Below are 16,484 nucleotides of genomic sequence, written 5' to 3' on the forward strand. Positions count from 1 at the left end.
ACAGTCTGCGGTATGCCGCTGAGCTCGGTCCGCGACCGAAGTCGAGTTGGGCGCCTCCCGCAGCCTCGATGTTGCGCAGCCAGTCTGCTCGTGGGCCGAAGCCCGAGACGACCGTCGTCTCGCCGGTGGTCCTGTCGTAGCCGACGACCTCGACGACGGTGTGGAACGTCTGACCGCTGCGTCTGCCCACGTGGGTGATCTGGACGAAGCGACGCCCGAGGAGGCCGCCCAGCCCGTGAGCGTAGAGCCAGTTGGGCAGGGCGAGCGCTCGTCTGAGCCAGGGGGGCAGGACGCGGGAGCTCACTGTGCTCACCCACCCATCATGGGCTGAACTGCACTCTCGGGGGTGGTCACTGGAGAGCGGCGGCGAGCCGAGCGGCATACGTCGCGGACTCCTCCCCGCTCGAATACGTGGTGCGCGGCCAGAAGAACCCTCGGAGGCCGTCGCCCTTGGTGCGGGGCACGACGTGCACGTGCAGGTGCGGCACCGACTGGCTCACGACGTTGTTCACCGCGACGAAGGTGCCCTGCGCACCGAGCCCTGCCACCGCGGCGGCCGCCAGCCGTCGAGCGGTGTCGGTGAGGCCGGCGCTGAGGCCCACGGGCAGGTCGAGCAGGGTGTGGACGTGGAGACGGGGCACGAGCAACGCGTGGCCCTTGAAGACCGGCCGCCGGTCGAGGAACGCGACGAAGTCGGACTCGTCGAGGACGATGTCAGCCGGGATCGTGCCCGCGGCGATCGCACAGAACGTGCAGTCCATGACGCTCAGCGTGCCACGGCCCTGAGGTCGGCTCGGTCAGGGACGCGGGGTCTTGGTCGGCCTGTTCGGGTTCGGGGGCTTGGTGAGCGGCGGCCCCGTTCGCTTCGTCGGCTCCGCCTCCGTGGCGGTCGACGTGGGGCTGGGCGCCGCGGACGTCGTCGTCGGCTGCGTCGTGGGAGCCTGGCGCCCGGTGGTCGGCGCCCCGGCGACCACCGTGGTGCGGCTGGCCACGCTGCTCGTGGTGGTCGTGGCGGGAGGCGGGGTCTCGGTGCCTCCCGCGCGCCAGTCGCTGACCCCCGGCTCCGGGGTCCACTCCGTGCCGACGCTCGTGGGGACCAAGCCCGAGGACAGCGGCTGCTCACGCCAACGACCAACTTCGGGCCACCACCCGACCACCGCCACGATGAGCGCGACGATCGCGATGGGCGCAGCGACGGCGACCTTGCGGCGACGTCTGGCAGCTCGCTCCCTGGCTCTCCTCTCCGCACGCATGGCACACCAAGGTAGACGAAACGGACAGGTGGTGCGCAGTGCGAGCAGCCCGATAGCGTGGCCCAGCACCAGTACGGCGGGACGGCGTGAAGGTGGTCGTGATGGCGAGGACGGGTTTCCACGAGGTGGCAGACCGGGTGTTCGTCGCCCGCTACCCCCAGTGGGACGTCAACGTGGGCCTCGTGCTCGGCCGCGACGGGGCCGTCGTCGTCGACACGCGGGCCAGCAGCCTGCAGGGCTTCGAGGTGCTCGACGACATCCGGCGGCTCGGGATGGACGTCACCGTGACCCACGTCGTCAACACCCACATCCACTTCGACCACGTCTTCGGCAACACGGCGTTCAGCGCCGCCACGGTTCACGCCCACGCCAACGTCGGCCGCGGCCTCGAAGCGGACGTCGAACGGATCAAGGCGCTGTTCCGCGCGGACCCGGACGACGGGCCCGAGCTCGGCTACACCTCGCGCGACGTCGTCGAGGTGCTGGCCACCGATGTCCGCGGTCCTGACTGCACCTTCGAGCACAGCGCGACGATCGACCTCGGCGACCGCCCCGTGTCACTGACCTGGGCGGGCCGCGGTCACACCGACGGTGACATCTGCGTGCACATCGCCGATGCCGACGCGATGTTCCTCGGTGACCTCGTCGAGGAGTCGGCCGACCCATCCTTCGGCGGGGACTGCTGGCCGCTCGAGTGGTCCGACACCCTGACCTCACACCTCAACTGGCTCGGTCCCGAGAGCGTCGTCATGCCCGGCCACGGCACGCCGGTCGACGCCGCCTTCGTGCAGCGGCAGCGTGACGACATCGAGCGCGTTGCCCGGGTCATCCGCGAGCGCCATGCCGAGGGATGGACGCTCGAGGCGGCCGTGGCTGAGCCGGATGACCGGCTGCCCTATCCCCTGCCGGCACTGGAGGCGGCGATCCGCCGTGCCTGGGAGCAGGTTCCGCAGCCTACGACTCGCTCCTGAGCCGCGCGCCGACCCGCCGGCGCAGAGGCTGCGCCGCGGCCGCCAGCTCGCCGGACCCCGTTCCTCCCGCCCCAGCCGTCGACACGGAGGGGCCGCGCCTGCCGATCCGCTCGAGCGGGAGGAACGCAAGCAGGCAGATGGCGGTCGGCAGGAAGTGGATGGTCAGCAGCACGTAGGTGCAGGCGTGGAACAGCATCCAGAAGCCCACTGCGGCGAGCAGTGCCCGGCCTCGCAGCCACAGCATGATCGGCGACAGCAGCTCTGCGACGAAGACCGTCCACTGCATGACGGAGGTCAGCGCCGGCTGCGTCGAGAGCCACTGTGCGGGCTGGACATCGCCGCGGCGACTCAGCGCCCAGACGAGCGTCGCCGAGCTGCCCCAGAGCCAGCCGCCCTCGCGGACCTTGGCAATCGCGGACAGGAAGTAGGTCGCGACGACGGCCAGCTGGATCATCCGAAGCGCCCAGCCCGCGGCCTCGGTGTGTCGGCCCTCGAGCCACCCCGCTCCTCCCACCGTCGGCAGCACGAAGAGGGCGACGACGAGGGCGAAGTGGTCGTGGTCGACCTTGCCGTAGGACATCCCGTTGCTCACCCAGTCGAGCATCGCCACGGCGCACACCCACCCCGCGAGGCGCGGCCACCGGCCCGAGGCGGCGACGGCCGCGCTGACGAGGACGACGAACAGGAGCACCCATCCGTAGGTGGGCGAGGGTTGCGGGAGGTGAAGGAGCGCACGCACCGGCAGCTCGCGATAGAGGCCCGCGGGGACGTCGCCGTGGTCGATCGGGTCGGTGACGAAGAAGAGCACGTCGAGGATGACGATGGCGTAGATGGCCGCGCGGACCCGGGCGACGCGGGCCAGCGGCGTCTTGGGGAAGGCCCACCCGCGAAGGCGTCCGGTGACCAGTGATCGCGCCGGGGCGCTCAAGGCAGCTCCTCGGGAGCGGCCGGGTCGACCACGGTCCACGAGGCGACGACCTCGGTGCGGGGCGGACCGGGCACGCCGCCGCTGACGAGACGAACGTCATCCATGAGGTCGACCACGGCGAAGCGGGGCGCCTCCGGTGCCCGTCTCGCGTGGAGGACGGCGATCGCCTGCAGCAGCGAGGGCTTCTGGCGGAAGGACCACAGCTGGCCCTCGATCTCGGCGCGCTGCAGGCCCAGCGCGCCGCGGGACAGGTCCACCCGCACGCGCTCGCCGTCGACCGTCGTCGCCTCGAGATAGCGCGAATGGATCTCGCCGTCCGACGCGCTGATGGCGAAGGCGAACTGGCTCATCGGTGCGAACGGCCACCCCTGGTCGCTGCGCAGCCAGGTCCCAGTGACGATGCCAACGACCACGAGGACCATCACCAACCCCCGGAGGAGCAGGCCGACGCGGTTCAGGCGTCCGCTGTCCTGGTGGTTGACTGGTCCCGTGTCCACCCGCCTGCCCCTGCTGATCTTCGACGGCGACTGTGCCTTCTGCACCTCGTCCGTGGAGTTCCTCCGCCGTTGGGTCGACCGGACCGGCCGGTACGGGATCGAACCGTGGCAGCGGGTCGACCTTAGCGCCTACGGGCTCACCGAGGCCGACTGTGTGGAAGCGGCCCAGTTCGTCGACGTCGACGGCGCCGTTCACCCCGGTCACCGGGCCATCGCCGAGGCCCTGCGCCAGGGCGCACCGGGGTGGCGACCGGTCGGCCGACTCCTGACGTTGCCCGGGATCAACGCGTTGGCGTCACGTGTCTATGGCTGGGTCGCGGGGCACCGGCACCAGTTGCCGGGCGGCACCCCGGCATGCGCCCTCCCCAACCAGCCACCCACCGTCCCGATCGAGTGAACAACTTCCGGACGCCACCCTTGATCGAGTGAACAGCTTCGGGGCCTACACCCGGTCGAGTGAACAGCTTCGGGGCCTACACCCGGTCGAGTGAACGGCTTCGACCAGCATCTGGACGCGGTACGCCGAACTGTGCCGCCACGTCGTGGGGAAACTCGCCCGTAGCGGCCATCTCAGCCAACGTGTCGTAGAACTGCTCCCGGTTCAGCCGCTTTGCCGCCACAGCCCGACGCTACCGAGTCGGGACAGCTCGGGACGACCTTCCATCCCAAAGCTGTTCACTCGATCAGGGGCGGGGGTGCGAGGGCGGACGGGAAGGCGTCGGACCAGGAGCGGATCGCCAGTCCGCCGTCCGTCGACCGGTCCACCGAGGTCGCGGCGAGCAGCGCATGCACGATGGCGCGAGCCACGCAGTCTGCTCCGGCCTCCATCAGAACCACCAGCTCGGCCGGCTCGACCTCGCCCCGCTCCCCCGTCGCCATCGCGAAGAGCGTGTCCCCGTCAGACGCCGTGTGCACCGGCTTGATCGCCCGGGCGAAGCCGTCGTGACCGACCCCGGCGAGCTTCTGGCACTGCGCCTTGCTCAGCGTCGCATCGGTCGCGATGACCCCGATCGTCGTCGCCATCGCCGGCACTCCGGCCAGCTTGTCGGGCAGGGACTCACCTCGGGCGCGAGCCTCAGCGACCTCCTCCGCAGACCCAGCCCCGACGTGAGCGAACTCGTCAGCGAGACCAAGCCCAGCGGCATACGGCCTGCCGGTCCTGGGATCCACGGCGGAACCGACGGCGTTGAGCGCGACGATGGCCCCCACGGTCGCGCCCGACTCGAGGACGACGCTGGCCGAGCCGACCCCACCCTTGAGCCCGCCGACGCGGGCGCCCGTCCCAGCGCCCACACAGCCTTGCGGGACGGCGGAGACGGAAGCCACGTCGTATGCCGCCCTCCCGTCCGTCGGGCGCGGATAGTTGCGCCACGTGCCGGCACGTCCCAGGTCGAACAGGATCGCGCCGGGGACGATCGGCACGACCTGCCCCGGCTCGCGCATCGGCCAGCCCCGACCATCGTCGAACAGGCCCTCGACGACGCCGTCCACCGCCCCGAGGCCCGGTGCGCTGCCGCCGCCCAGGACGATGGCATCGACCCGGTCGACGAGGTTGCGGGGGTCCAGCAGATCGGTCTCGCGGGTCCCGGGGCCTCCACCGCGCACGTCGACGCCGGCGACCGCCCCGCCGGATGGCGCCACCACCACCGTCACCCCGGTCAGCCAGCCGGGCTCGTCGCGGGTGCAGTGGCCGACGCGGATGCCGGCGACGTCGACGATGGAGTTGGTCCGGCCGGGTCGCATGGTGAAGTCAGTGCTGGCAGCGGTCACTCAGGGTCCCTCAGGTCGAACTCCATGAGCCGGCCGGGAGACGCGAACCCCAGCCGCTCGTAGAACTGTTGCTCCTTCTCATCCGGGGCGTTGACCCGGATCCACTTGACGTCGGTGGAGCGGGACCATTCGATCATCACCTCGGTCAGCGCCCGGGCGACCCCGAGGTCGCGAGTCGCAGGGGTGACGAACAGGCCCCCCACATGGAGCCAGCTGACGTCCCGCCGCCCCGGCCAGGGCAGGGCGCGGATGCGGCGGGTCTCGAGGATGCCGGCGTGCTCGCCGCGCGCCTCGGCGATCCACGTGGGGCGATCCGGGCGCTCGGCGAGCCAGGCGTCGACGAACCGGTCGAGGTAGCCCGGCTCCGACGGCATCCCGAGCTCCCGTGCGAACTGCAGGTGCAGGGCGGCAACGATGAAGGCGTCATCCGCTCCTGCGCGGCGGACCACCACGTCGGCCATGGGGGAAGTGAACCACGCGCCCCAGCGGAAGAGCGGAAATCAGGCGTTGAAGCCGAGGCGTCGGCTGGTGCGGGCCCGCTGGCGGCTGGCGCGCATCCGGCGCAGTCTCTTGATGAGCATCGGGTCCGCCTCGAGGGCGGCCGGCGTGTCCAGCAGGGCGTTGAGCACCTGGTAGTACCGCGTGGAGCTCATGTCGAACAGCTCCTTGATGGCCTGCTCCTTCGAGCCGGCGTACTTCCACCACTGCCGCTCGAAGGCCAGGATCTCGAGGTCCCGGTCACTGAGCGCGCTCTCGGAGTGGTGCGTGTGCTCCGTGGCGTGTTCTGCGCTCATGATTCCTGTCCTGCTTTACTGGCTGGGTTCTTGCGGGGCCCGGCGGCTCTCGTCGGGCCGTGCGAAACGGTAGCGAGTCCGGGTGCGGCTCTCCAGTCGACCCGACCCCACGTGAATCACCTGGACTTGGTCGCGTTGGCTCCACTACCCACCCTAGCGAGTGAATCACACGGTTGTGATTCACTCGGCCCATTCACGCCATCGTGTCGAGGATGGCCGTGACGTCTTCCTTGGTGGTGTGCGGGTTGACCACGGCGAACCTGGTCAGTGTCTCCCCGCGGAAGGTGGTCGGCACGACGAAGGCGAACTCGGCGGCGAGCAGCCGGTCCGTCCACGCCTGGTAGTCCCACGGCTCCCAGCCCCGGCGCCGGAAGACGACGACGGACAGGTCCGGCTCCCGGACCAGCTCGACGTACGGGCGCGCCTCGATCTCGCGGGCGGCGTGGCGCACGACGTCGAGCGTGCTCTCGATCGCCTCGACGTAGGCGTCGGTGCCGTGGACCGCGAGGGAGTACCAGAGCGGCAGGCCGCGAGCGCGCCGGGTCAGGCCGATGGAGTAGTCGGTCGGGTTCCACTCGGTCGCCTTGGTCAGGACGTCGAGGTAGCCCGCCTCCTGCGTGTGCGCGATCCGGGCCAGGGCGGGGTCCCGATAGAGCAGCGCGCAGCAGTCGAACGGCGCGAAGAGCCACTTGTGCGGGTCGACGATGAACGAGTCCGCCCGCTCGATGCCGTTGAACAGGTGCCGCACCGAGGGAGCCGCGAGGCCCGCGCCGCCGTAGGCGCCGTCGACGTGCAGCCAGAGCCCGAACTCCTCGCACACGTCGGCGACCGACTCGAGGTCGTCGACGACGCCGAAGTTCGTCGTACCGCTCGTCGCGACGACGGCGAAGAACGTCTCGGGCCCGTGCTCCTCGAGGGTCCTGCGCAGCTCCGGTCCGGTGAGGCGCAGCTTCTCGTCGACGTGCACGCCGCAGACCTCGGCGTCCATGACGGCCGCCATCGACACGACGGACGAGTGCGCATTGTCGGTCGCGGCGATCCGCCACGGCCGGGCGCCGGTGCCGGCCTCCTTCGCCTCGTTTCGGGCGGTGTGACGAGCGACGACGAGCGCGGACAGGTTGCCGACGGTCCCACCCGGCACGAACACCCCGCCCGCATCCTCTGGCAGCCCGGCGAGGTCGGCGATCCAGCGCAGCGCCTGGTTCTCGGCGTAGACGGCGCCAGCCCCCTCCAGCCAGGACCCGCCGTAGACCGACGATGCGCCGACGACGACGTCGAACGCCGCTGCCTCACGGGTCGGGGCGCACGGGATGAAGGACAGGTACCGCGGGTGGTCGGTCGACAGGCACGCGGGGGCAAGGGTGTGCTCGAAGAGCTCCATCGCGCGATCCGCCCCGAGCCCCGCAGCCGTGATCGTCTGGCCTGCCGCGGACGTGAGGTACTCCTCGGTCTGCGGCCCGTCGAGCGGGATCGGGTCCATGAGCAGACGGCCCCGCGCATAGCGCAGGACCTGCTCCACGGCGACGTGGTCGGGATCCTTGTCGAAGGAGTGCACGCAGGCACTCTAGGGCTCAACCACAACCATTCCGTATGCCGCTGGGCTCGCTCCCGCTCCGACGCTCACCGGGTGCCACCCTCCACCTCGTCGAGTGTGCAGTAGCTGCCGGCGCGAAGTGCGCACTCGACGAAGGGTGGCGGCCGTCAGGAACTCTGGGGCAGGGCGGGTGGCAGGAGCAGGTCGCGCAGCTCGGGCGGCGTCGTCGCGATGCCGTCGGGTCGCACTTTGTCGAGGTTCGCCCGGACGCCGGCGCCCCACGTCACCGCGATGGTGGCCATGCCCGCTGCCTTGCCTGCGAGCACGTCGACCACGGCGTCACCGACGTAGGCAGCCCGCGACGGGTGCGACTCGCCGAGCCGCTCCATCGCGAGCAGCAGGGGCGCCGGCTCGGGCTTGTGCAGCTCGGTGTCCTCGAGCGCCACCAAGGCGGAGACGTGGGGCGACAGGCCGAGCAGGTCCATCGCCTGCTGCGCCGACTCACGCCGCTTGGAGGTGGCCACCCCGACCTTGGCGCCGGCCTCGTTCAGGGCGACGAGTACCTCACGGGCGCCCTCGTAGCTGCGGATCAGCCGCTCGGTGTTGTCGGCGTTCCAGCTCAGGTAGGTCGCGTAGAGCTGGTCGGCGTGGTCCGGCGCATGGTCGCGGAACGCGCTGCTGAGCGGACGCCCGATCCACGAGCGGATGACGTCCGGGTCCTCCTCACGGCCCATGACCGTGCGGAAGGCGTGCTGGTACGACTCGACGATGAGGTCCACGGTGTCGGCGAGGGTGCCGTCGAGATCGAAGATGACTACGGGCCAACGAGGCCTCACTGAAGCTGTCACGGGGTCCTAGCCTAGGCGCTCCGGAGGCATGGTCCGAAACGCGCCGACCCGCGACGGTTCGAGGTGAAGATCGACTCCTGGCCGTCTGCGGATACCTCGAACCAGGGCTCAGTCGTCGAGCCAGCGACCGGCCCGCATCACCCGTGTGACGCGGGCCGCGCCGTCGAGCACGACGAGGTCGGCGCGGGCGCCGGCGCGGAGCGCCCCTCGGTCAGCCAGCCCGAGCAGGCGGGCAGGTGTGCTGGAAGCCGACTCAGCGGCATACGGCAGGGAGATCCCGGCACTCACCTGGCGGGACACGATGTCGGCGACGTGGCTCGTCCCACCCGCGATGGAGCCCTCGGGCTCTCCCGGCCCCCTGGTGAGCCGGGCGGTGCCGCCGGAGACAACCAAGGGCAGGCCGCCGAGCGAGAAGGGCCCGTCGCCGATGCCGGCAGCCGCGATCGCATCGGACACGAAGGCCACCCGCGACGGACCGGCGAGGTCCATGACGGTGCGCACCGTGTCGTCCGAGAGGTGGGCGCCGTCCGCGATGAGCTCCAGCGTCACCCCGTCGTGGACGGCCGCACGCAGGAGCGCCGGGACCGCTCCGGGCGTCCGGTGGTGCCAGGGGTCCATCGCGTTGAACAGGTGGGTGGCGAGGTCGGCGCCGGCGCCCACAGCCTGCCCCACCTGCGCAAACGTCGCCGTCGTGTGCCCGATCGCCGGGTGGACACCCGAGTCGCGCAGGTGCCGCACGAGGCGCATCCCGCCCTCACGCTCCGGCGCCAGGGTCACCTGCCGGACGTGGCCGCGACCGGCACGGAGGAGGCGGTCGACCTCCCGGAGGTCCGGGTCGCGGAGCAGCCTCGGGTCATGGGCACCGCACCGGGCCTCGGCGAGCCACGGACCCTCGAGGTGGATGCCATCGACAAGGCCGTCGTCCGCCAGGTCGGCGAGGATCTCGACCCCGCGGAGCAGGTCCGCGACCGACATGGTCACGAGGCTGGCGAGCAGGGACGTGGAGCCGCGGGCATGGTGGTGGCGGGCCGCCGCGGCGGCTGCGTCGGCGTCGAGGTCGGTGAACGCCGACCCACCGCCTCCGTGGCAATGGAGGTCGACGTATGCCGCTGACATCGTCCCGAGCACCGGCTCACTTCCGGGGGTGGCCGGGTCGGACGGCTGCACCGGCCGGACCGCCGCGACGCGCTCTCGGTCGATGGCGACCTCGGCGGTGACGACGGCACCGTCGATGAGGGCTGGTCCGCGAAGCACTGTGGTCATCAGGGCCGATTCTGCCGTGTGGGTCGTTCGGTAGCGTGACCCCGTGCCTGCCCGTCCGCTCGCCGAGCTCGTCCACCCCTCGTGGGTGCCCGTGCTGGAGCCGGTGGCCGACACCATTGCCGCGATGGGCCAGTTCCTGCGCGCCGAGGTGGCTGCGGGTCGGGGCTACCTTCCGGCGGGCGACGCGATCCTGCGTGCCTTCACCGTGCCGCTCGACGACGTCCGGGTCCTCATCGTCGGCCAGGACCCGTATCCCACACCCGGTCACCCCGTCGGGCTGTCGTTCTCCGTCGCCCCGGACGTACGCCCCGTGCCCCGGTCGCTGCAGAACATCTACCAGGAGCTCGGGACCGACCTGGGGTTGCCGCCACCGGCGAACGGGGACCTCAGTCCGTGGTTCGACCGCGGCGTCATGCTGCTCAACCGGGTGCTGACCGTGTGCCCGGGGCGGCCGGCCAGCCATCAGGGCAAGGGCTGGGAAGCCGTGACGGGACAGGCGATCTCGGGTCTCGTGGCGCGTGGTGGACCATTGGTCGCCATCCTGTGGGGGCGGCAGGCGCAGTCCCTCGCGCCGATGCTGGCACAGGTGCCGCGCCTCGAGAGCGCCCACCCTTCACCCCTGTCGGCCCGATCCGGCTTCTTCGGGTCTCGGCCGTTCAGCCGGGCCAACGAGCTCCTCACCCGACAGGGCGCCACACCGATCGACTGGAGGCTGACATGACCGAGCCCGGCGCGGGTGAGAGGCGTCTCTGGAGTCGCTACGTGGCCATCGGGGACTCCTTCACCGAGGGCATGTGCGACGATGACCCGCTCATCGTCGGAGACGGCTCGCATGGCGAGTTCGGCGGGTGGGCGGACCGGTTGGCCGCGCACCTGTCGGAGATGGCGCAGGACTCGGGGCTCGGGTTCGGCTACGCGAACCTTGCCGTGCGGGGGCGCAAGCTGGCGGACGTCGTGGGGCCGCAGCTCGAGCGGGCCCTGGGACTGGAGCCGGATCTCGTCAGCATCGTCGGCGGCGGCAACGACATCCTGCGACCGAAGGCCGACCTCGACGCCCTGGCATCCCGGCTGGAAGGTGCGGTGATGACCATTCGGGCGACGGGGGCGGATGTGCTCATGGCGACACCGGTCGATCCTGCGGAGGCACCACTCGTCAAGGCGACCCGGGGTCGCGCGGGCATCCACGCGGCGAACATCTGGTCGATCGCCCGGCGCCACGGAGCCCACGTCATCGATCAGTGGGGCCTGCACGCCCTTCGCGACTGGCGGATGTGGGCCGACGACCGGATCCACATGACGAGTGAAGGCCACCGGCGGGTCGCGATGGCGGCGCTGCAGGCGCTGGGGCATGCTCCGGCCGATGCGGACTGGGAGACGCCGCTCGAGCCGGCGCCGCCGATCAGCCGCCGGGAGGCGCTGCATGCCAACGCCCAGTGGGCCCGCGAGTACGTCGGCCCGTGGGTGCACCGGCGCCTCACGCGTCGGTCCTCGGGCGACAACCGGCAGGCCAAGCGCCCGGAGATCGGCCCCCTCGGCTGACCCTTCAAGCGGAGGGGACAATTGACGGGACAGGAACCGAGGCCGGGTGCTGACCGCGCTGCGATCACGCCAGGCCGTCCCGTCACTCGTCCCGCCTTCGTGCTCGCCGCCATGTTCTCTGGTGATCGGCGCGCGCGCACAGCCATCGCGATCCTCCGGCGAACCCAGTCCTGCTGGAACATGACCTGCTCCCAGGTGAAACGCAGCACCAGCCACCCGCGGGACCCGAGCTCGGTGTAGCGGACGCAGTCTCGCGTGAGTGCTGCTCTGTCGCCGTGGAACTCGAAGCTCTCCGCCTCCAGCACGATGCGCAGGTCGTAGCTGCCCAGGTCGACGCGCGCGTAGAAGTCGTCGTAGCGGATGCGATGCTGAGGCTCGAACTGCGCCCCGAGTGGTTCACCCGCTTCGACAGCAAGCGCCCGAAGAACCGACTCGAACGGGTTGGCAGCCCGGTGGCTTGCCACCCGTGCCAGGGCCAGGACCCGTCGTCGTTGCAGTTTCCCGAGTGACAACACCGCCTCGGTCACCTCACGCCTCCTGAGGCCACCGCGCAGCGCCGAGTCGAAGACCGAGAGCGCCTCGTCGAATGGCAGGTCGAGGCAGCAGTCGACGACGGTCCGGACACGGCTCGTCACCCAACCGCCCACGACGTCACCGGCGCCGAGTGTGCGCCAGTGGACGGTCGCCAGACCGCGCGCGCTGGTGCGCAGCTTCCGATTCGTAGGGATCGTCACGTCCGGGAGGTCTGGGGTCGACTTGACCTTCCAGCCCCAGTGCAGGGCGGCGGTCCGGTGCGAGACCGTGCCCGTCATCCGACGAGCGACCACCCTCCCGTGGGCCGCTGCCGGCACGGTGTACACGCCCCGGCCGGGCCGGACGATCGAACCGTCCTTCAGGGCCGCGGCAATGTGCCGCCAATGCACGGCTCGGCGCAGCTCTCGCCAGGAGCACGTTCCTCCAAGCCGCTCGACGACGTCCGCGACCGCACGGTCGACGTGCGGCCCTGCCTCAGTTGCAGCTGTCCCTGCGGTCACGCGGCCAATCTGGCCGAGGTGGCCTCCGCGCTGCTGGCGTCATCCACAGGCCCACCCACAGGGACGGCGACGTGGGACAAATGACGGGATCAACCCCTTCCGTTGCGCCTTCGCGAGCGTGGCCACCGCAGAGTCATCCCGTCACTTGTCCCACGATGCTGCCCGGCTCGCTGCGACGGAGAGCTTGTCCGGGTTCGTGACGAGACGGATGCCGACCACCTGCCCGGCCTCGAGCTCGAGGGTCAGGACGTGCGGGACCTCGCCCAGCTCGACGAGCAGCGCGCGCTCACCGGCCAGGTCGAGCACGACCGCGTTGAAGAGGCCCGGACGGGAGTAGAGCCGGCCGATGAACCGCGCCACCTTGTCGGCTCCGTGGATCGGGCGTCGGGCCGCCTTGGCACGCCCTCCACCGTCGCTCCACGCCACGGCATCCGCACGGAGCAGTCCCTTGAGCCGCTCGAGGTCGCCCGACCGTGCCGCTGCCACGAAGTCCGACAGCAGCCGCTCCTGCTCGTTCCGCGTCGGGGTGAAACGGGCACGTGAGTCGGCCAACGCGTCCTTGGCTCGCCGCAGCAGCTGTCGGCAGTCCTCCGGACTCCGGCCCAGGATGTCCGCGATCTCGTCGTACGGGATGACGAAAGCAGTCCGCAGCACATGGACGGCACGCTGCACCGGGGTGAGCCGTTCCATCAGGTGCAGCACCGCGAGGGACAGGTCACTGGGATCAGGACCGCCGAACAGGTCAGCCGGTGCCGGCTCGGGCAGCCAGTCGCCGACGTAGCTCTCCCGCCGCGCCTGCCTGGTGCGAAGCGAGTCGATGGCCAGCCGCGTCACCACCCTCGTCAGGTAGCGACGCGGCTCGCGCACCGTCGAGTGCTCGACGACCGCCCAGCGCAGGTAGGCCTCCTGCAGGACGTCCTCGGCGTCGTGCCAGCTGCCCAGCAGGCGGTAGGCCAGCCCGGCGAGCATCGGCCGGGCAGCCTGGAACTCGTCGTCGAGGGTCAGGCCCCGGGTGGCGTGCGGCACGTGATCGCGATCCGGTTCCATACGTTAATCGTGCCAATCGCCAGCAGCAGGTTGGCGGCGCCCTCCTCGCCCCAGTGCTTGACGGCGGGGTCCCAGACGTCGTCAGGCACGCCGTGCCTGTCGATCTGGGTCACCGCGTCGGTCAAAGCCAGCGCTGCCCGCTCCGCCTCGCCATAGAAGGGCGACTCCTGCCAGGCCGCCAGACCGAACAGGCGGTCAGCGCTCTCCCCAGCCTCGAGGGCGTCATTGGTGTGCATGTGGATGCAGTAGGTGCATCCGTTGATCATCGAGGCCCGGGCCTTCACCAGATGGAGGACCGTGTGGTCCACGGCTCCGGAGACGTACTTCTCGAGCCCCAGCACCGCCCTGAAGCCGGCGGGAGCCACGTCACCGATATCGATTCGTCGCGTCATGCCAGCACGACGGGGCACGCGCACCCGGGCGTGACACCCAGCCACGTGACTTGGGTCACATGGGTCCACCGAGCGAGCTCAGCGGCATACGGACGAAAGGACTCAGCCGAGCGCCTTGGCGAAGGCCGCCTCGAACACGTCGAGCCCCTCGGACAGCAGCTCGTCGGAGGCAACGAGCGGCGGCAGGAAGCGGAACACGTTGCCGTAGGTCCCACACGTCAGGGTGACGAGCCCCTGCGCGTGGCACTCGCGGTTGACCGCCGCCGTCAGCTCCGCGTTGGGGGTCAGGTCACCCGCGCCGCGCACCAGCTCGATGGCGAGCATCGCCCCACGCCCACGGATGTCGCCGATCTGCGGATACCGCTCGGCGAGCGCCCGCAGGCGCGGCAGGAAGAGCGCCTCGACCTCCCGGGCCCGCCCGCACAGGTCCTCGGACCGCATCGTCTCGATCGCGCCGAGCGCCGCGGCACACGCGACCGGGTTGCCACCGTAGGTGCCGCCCAGGCCACCACCGTGGATCGCGTCCATGATCTCGGCGCGCCCTGTCACTCCGGCGAGCGGCAGGCCCCCGGCCATGCCCTTGGCCGTCGCGATCAGGTCAGGCACCACGCCCTCGTGCTCGCTCGCGAACCAGTCGCCCGTGCGGCAGAAGCCCGTCTGCACCTCGTCGGCGATGAAGAGGATGCCGTGCTCGCGGCACCAGTCCGCCACCTGCCGTACGAAGCCCGGCGCCGGCACGATGAACCCGCCCTCGCCCTGGATCGGCTCGAGGATGACGGCGGCGAGGTTCTCCTCGCCCACCTGCGCGTGCACCTGCTGGACGAAGACGTCGAACGACTCCTTGGCGCAGTCGGCCGGGCCGCCCGGCCACCGGAACGGGTAGCTCATCGGCGCCCGGTAGACCTCGCCGGCGAAGGGGCCGAACCGATGCTTGTAAGGCATGTTCTTGGCCGTCAGCGCCATGGTGAGGTTGGTCCGCCCGTGGTAGCCGTGGTCGAAGGCGACGACCGCCTGCCGGCCGGTGACGTGTCGGGCGACCTTGACGGCGTTCTCCACGGCCTCGGCGCCGGAGTTGAACAGGGCGGAGCGCTTCTCGTGGTCGCCGGGCGTGAGCTCGTTGAGGGCGTCGCACACGTCGAGGTACTCCTCGTAGGGCGTCACCATGAAGCAGGTGTGCGTGAAGTCGGCGACCTGCTGCTGGACGCGCTCGACGACGCGCGGGGCGGCATTGCCGACGGTCGTCACCGCGATGCCGGAGCCGAAGTCGATGAGCTGGTTCCCGTCGACGTCGACGAGGATGCCGGCGCCGGCCCGCTCGACGTAGACCGGCAGCCCCGTGCCCACGCCGGCCGAGACACTCACGGATTTTCGCGCCTGCAGTTCAATGGACCTGGGTCCGGGAATGGCGGTGTGGAGGACACGCTGTTGGGTGACGTTGGTCATGGGGGCACTCTAGATCCGGCCGTATGCCGCTGTGCTCGGTCCCGCTGTCCAGTGCCCGTCGCGACGCTCCCCCTCTCAGTCGAATGTGCAGTTCGCGACGCGTGGAGGAGGCCGCGAACTGCACATTCGATTCCCTACCGCCGGACGCGGTAACGCAGGTGGACCGCCTGGGGCGATTCCCTCGACTCCACCTGCTCGAGCTGGACGTGCCCGAGGTCGAGGCCCTGGAAGACAGGAAGACCGGAACCGAAGAGCACCGGGACCACATGGATCGACAGCTCGTCGACGAGACCGGCGGCGAGGTACTGCCGGGCGACGTCAGCGCCGCCCATCACCGTGACGATGCGGTCACCCGCGGCGGCTCGAGCCTGCGACAGGGCAGACTCGATCCCGTCGGTGACGAACTGGTAGACGCCCCCTTCGGGAGCCGTCGCGGGTGCCGAGTGGGTCACGACGAACACCGGTCGCCGAGCCGGCCCGGAAGGGCCATCCGCTCCCCACCAACGAATCGAGTCATCGTAGTTCCGGCGGCCGGTGATCACGGCTCCAAGTCCGGCGATCTGCTCCTCGAGGTACTCGGTGTCCTGCGTCCACTCGTGCAGCTGCTCACCTCCCTCACCCAAGGGCTGGTCGGCGGTGCGACCTGATGCCGCCATGTAGCCATCGAGCGAAGTGCTCGTGTCGAAGACGACTGTGGCGTTCATGGTTCCTCCTTCGTCGTCAGGTTTCGACGCCCTCGCCGAACCTGCTGCGGTGCTCGTGCGGGATGAGCGGGGTCTCGCCGCGCGCCTTGAGCTGCTGGATCGCCCACGAGTTGCCGTCCGGGTCGGTGAACCCGAAGAACGTGCCGCCGTCGCGGGGGTCGATGACCTGGATCTCGGAGCACTCGACTCCGCGGTCCACCAGCTCGGACCGCGCGAGCTCGGCGTCGGCCACGCAGAGCTGGAGGCCCTTGAGCGATCCAGGCGCCATCTCGGCCTGGCCGGGAAGGTTGCCCATGACGATCGAGCACCCCGAACCGCGAGGCGTGAGCTGCGCGAAGTGCATGGCCCCGTTCTCCGTCTCGTGGTCGAGGTGGAACCCGACCTGGTCACGGTAGAAGGCGATCGACTTCGCGAGGTCACTGACCGGCACGATGACGACCTCGAGGGTCCAGTCCATCGGCGTTGTT

21 protein-coding genes and 1 pseudogene are annotated in these 16,484 nt (G+C 70.7%); 5 read left to right on the forward strand and 17 right to left on the reverse strand.

Annotation, left to right across the window (positions count from 1 at the left end; genetic code table 11):
* From VJN29_RS19050 to VJN29_RS19060, 3 genes are all read right to left on the reverse strand, one after another.
* Positions 1 to 313 (reverse strand): nitroreductase family deazaflavin-dependent oxidoreductase (locus tag VJN29_RS19050; protein WP_324145218.1); only part of this gene is annotated, 313 nt, incomplete at its 3' end.
* A gap of 37 nt (positions 314 to 350) precedes the next feature.
* Positions 351 to 761: an HIT family protein gene (locus VJN29_RS19055; protein ID WP_324145219.1), complete on the reverse strand. Its 411-nt coding sequence runs from the start codon at positions 759 to 761 to the stop codon at positions 351 to 353.
* Positions 762 to 797: 36 nt separating this feature from the next.
* Positions 798 to 1,253, reverse strand: a complete 456-nt coding sequence (locus VJN29_RS19060) for a hypothetical protein (RefSeq protein WP_324145220.1) — start codon at positions 1,251 to 1,253, stop codon at positions 798 to 800.
* 101 nt (positions 1,254 to 1,354) lie between these two features.
* Between VJN29_RS19060 and VJN29_RS19065 the strand changes: the two genes are divergently transcribed.
* Positions 1,355 to 2,224, forward strand: coding sequence for an MBL fold metallo-hydrolase (locus VJN29_RS19065; protein ID WP_324145221.1), 870 nt, complete (start codon positions 1,355 to 1,357; stop codon positions 2,222 to 2,224).
* On the opposite strand, the gene VJN29_RS19070 is transcribed toward VJN29_RS19065, so the two are convergent.
* Positions 2,208 to 3,152, reverse strand: coding sequence for an HTTM domain-containing protein (locus VJN29_RS19070; RefSeq protein WP_324145222.1), 945 nt, complete (start codon positions 3,150 to 3,152; stop codon positions 2,208 to 2,210). The two genes, VJN29_RS19065 and VJN29_RS19070, sit on opposite strands and share 17 nt — an antisense overlap.
* On the reverse strand, positions 3,149 to 3,649 hold the full coding sequence (locus VJN29_RS19075) for a hypothetical protein (protein WP_324145223.1): 501 nt from the start codon (positions 3,647 to 3,649) through the stop codon (positions 3,149 to 3,151). The genes VJN29_RS19070 and VJN29_RS19075 overlap by 4 nt, the downstream gene beginning before the upstream one ends.
* Here VJN29_RS19075 and VJN29_RS19080 point away from each other — a divergent pair.
* A complete protein-coding gene (locus VJN29_RS19080; RefSeq protein ID WP_324145224.1) occupies positions 3,642 to 4,046 on the forward strand; it encodes a DUF393 domain-containing protein in 405 nt (134 codons plus the stop codon). The genes VJN29_RS19075 and VJN29_RS19080 overlap by 8 nt on opposite strands.
* Before the next feature lie 278 nt (positions 4,047 to 4,324).
* Here VJN29_RS19080 and VJN29_RS19085 read toward each other — a convergent pair whose 3' ends face one another.
* The 6 genes from VJN29_RS19085 to VJN29_RS19110 all read right to left on the reverse strand — a co-directional run bounded on the left by VJN29_RS19085 (position 4,325) and on the right by VJN29_RS19110 (position 9,858).
* Positions 4,325 to 5,392, reverse strand: a complete 1,068-nt coding sequence (locus VJN29_RS19085; RefSeq protein ID WP_414654428.1) for a P1 family peptidase — start codon at positions 5,390 to 5,392, stop codon at positions 4,325 to 4,327.
* Positions 5,393 to 5,415: 23 nt separating this feature from the next.
* A complete protein-coding gene (locus VJN29_RS19090; protein ID WP_324145226.1) occupies positions 5,416 to 5,880 on the reverse strand; it encodes a GNAT family N-acetyltransferase in 465 nt (154 codons plus the stop codon).
* A 39-nt stretch (positions 5,881 to 5,919) separates the two neighbouring features.
* On the reverse strand, positions 5,920 to 6,213 hold the full coding sequence (locus VJN29_RS19095) for a DUF3263 domain-containing protein (protein WP_324145227.1): 294 nt from the start codon (positions 6,211 to 6,213) through the stop codon (positions 5,920 to 5,922).
* Between the two features lie 193 nt (positions 6,214 to 6,406).
* Positions 6,407 to 7,768, reverse strand: coding sequence for a pyridoxal phosphate-dependent decarboxylase family protein (locus VJN29_RS19100; RefSeq protein ID WP_324145228.1), 1,362 nt, complete (start codon positions 7,766 to 7,768; stop codon positions 6,407 to 6,409).
* Positions 7,769 to 7,914: 146 nt separating this feature from the next.
* Positions 7,915 to 8,595, reverse strand: a complete 681-nt coding sequence (locus tag VJN29_RS19105) for an HAD-IA family hydrolase (RefSeq protein WP_324145229.1) — start codon at positions 8,593 to 8,595, stop codon at positions 7,915 to 7,917.
* A 108-nt stretch (positions 8,596 to 8,703) separates the two neighbouring features.
* Entirely contained in the window at positions 8,704 to 9,858 is a 1,155-nt protein-coding gene (locus tag VJN29_RS19110) for an N-acetylglucosamine-6-phosphate deacetylase (RefSeq protein ID WP_324145230.1), read from the reverse strand.
* Between the two features lie 43 nt (positions 9,859 to 9,901).
* Here VJN29_RS19110 and VJN29_RS19115 point away from each other — a divergent pair, with 43 nt between their 5' ends.
* Positions 9,902 to 10,579, forward strand: a complete 678-nt coding sequence (locus tag VJN29_RS19115) for a uracil-DNA glycosylase (protein ID WP_324145231.1) — start codon at positions 9,902 to 9,904, stop codon at positions 10,577 to 10,579.
* Positions 10,576 to 11,397 (forward strand): SGNH/GDSL hydrolase family protein, encoded by an 822-nt coding sequence (locus VJN29_RS19120; protein ID WP_324145232.1) that lies wholly within the window; start codon positions 10,576 to 10,578, stop codon positions 11,395 to 11,397. The genes VJN29_RS19115 and VJN29_RS19120 overlap by 4 nt, the downstream gene beginning before the upstream one ends.
* 200 nt (positions 11,398 to 11,597) lie before the next feature.
* Here VJN29_RS19120 and VJN29_RS20405 read toward each other — a convergent pair.
* Positions 11,598 to 11,702: pseudogene (locus VJN29_RS20405) on the reverse strand (hypothetical protein); the annotation flags it as partial.
* Here VJN29_RS20405 and VJN29_RS19125 point away from each other — a divergent pair.
* Complete coding sequence (locus tag VJN29_RS19125; protein WP_324145233.1) at positions 11,673 to 11,906, forward strand: hypothetical protein; 234 nt, start codon at positions 11,673 to 11,675, stop codon at positions 11,904 to 11,906. The pseudogene VJN29_RS20405 and the gene VJN29_RS19125 overlap by 30 nt on opposite strands.
* 666 nt (positions 11,907 to 12,572) lie before the next feature.
* Here the strand turns inward: VJN29_RS19125 and sigJ are convergent.
* The 5 genes from sigJ to VJN29_RS19150 all read right to left on the reverse strand — a co-directional run bounded on the left by sigJ (position 12,573) and on the right by VJN29_RS19150 (position 16,474).
* Positions 12,573 to 13,478, reverse strand: a complete 906-nt coding sequence (gene sigJ, locus VJN29_RS19130; protein ID WP_324145234.1) for an RNA polymerase sigma factor SigJ — start codon at positions 13,476 to 13,478, stop codon at positions 12,573 to 12,575.
* Positions 13,433 to 13,870, reverse strand: coding sequence for a carboxymuconolactone decarboxylase family protein (locus VJN29_RS19135; RefSeq protein WP_324145235.1), 438 nt, complete (start codon positions 13,868 to 13,870; stop codon positions 13,433 to 13,435). Before VJN29_RS19135 ends, sigJ begins: the two co-directional genes overlap by 46 nt.
* A gap of 102 nt (positions 13,871 to 13,972) precedes the next feature.
* Positions 13,973 to 15,313, reverse strand: coding sequence for a 4-aminobutyrate--2-oxoglutarate transaminase (gene gabT / locus VJN29_RS19140; RefSeq protein WP_324145236.1), 1,341 nt, complete (start codon positions 15,311 to 15,313; stop codon positions 13,973 to 13,975).
* Positions 15,314 to 15,447: 134 nt separating this feature from the next.
* Positions 15,448 to 16,017, reverse strand: coding sequence for a dihydrofolate reductase family protein (locus VJN29_RS19145; RefSeq protein ID WP_324145237.1), 570 nt, complete (start codon positions 16,015 to 16,017; stop codon positions 15,448 to 15,450).
* Positions 16,018 to 16,033: 16 nt separating this feature from the next.
* Positions 16,034 to 16,474: a VOC family protein gene (locus VJN29_RS19150; RefSeq protein ID WP_324145252.1), complete on the reverse strand. Its 441-nt coding sequence runs from the start codon at positions 16,472 to 16,474 to the stop codon at positions 16,034 to 16,036.
* Positions 16,475 to 16,484: the final 10 nt, after the last annotated feature.

Source organism: Intrasporangium sp. (assembly GCF_035280925.1).
Lineage (GTDB): Bacteria > Actinomycetota > Actinomycetes > Actinomycetales > Dermatophilaceae > Intrasporangium.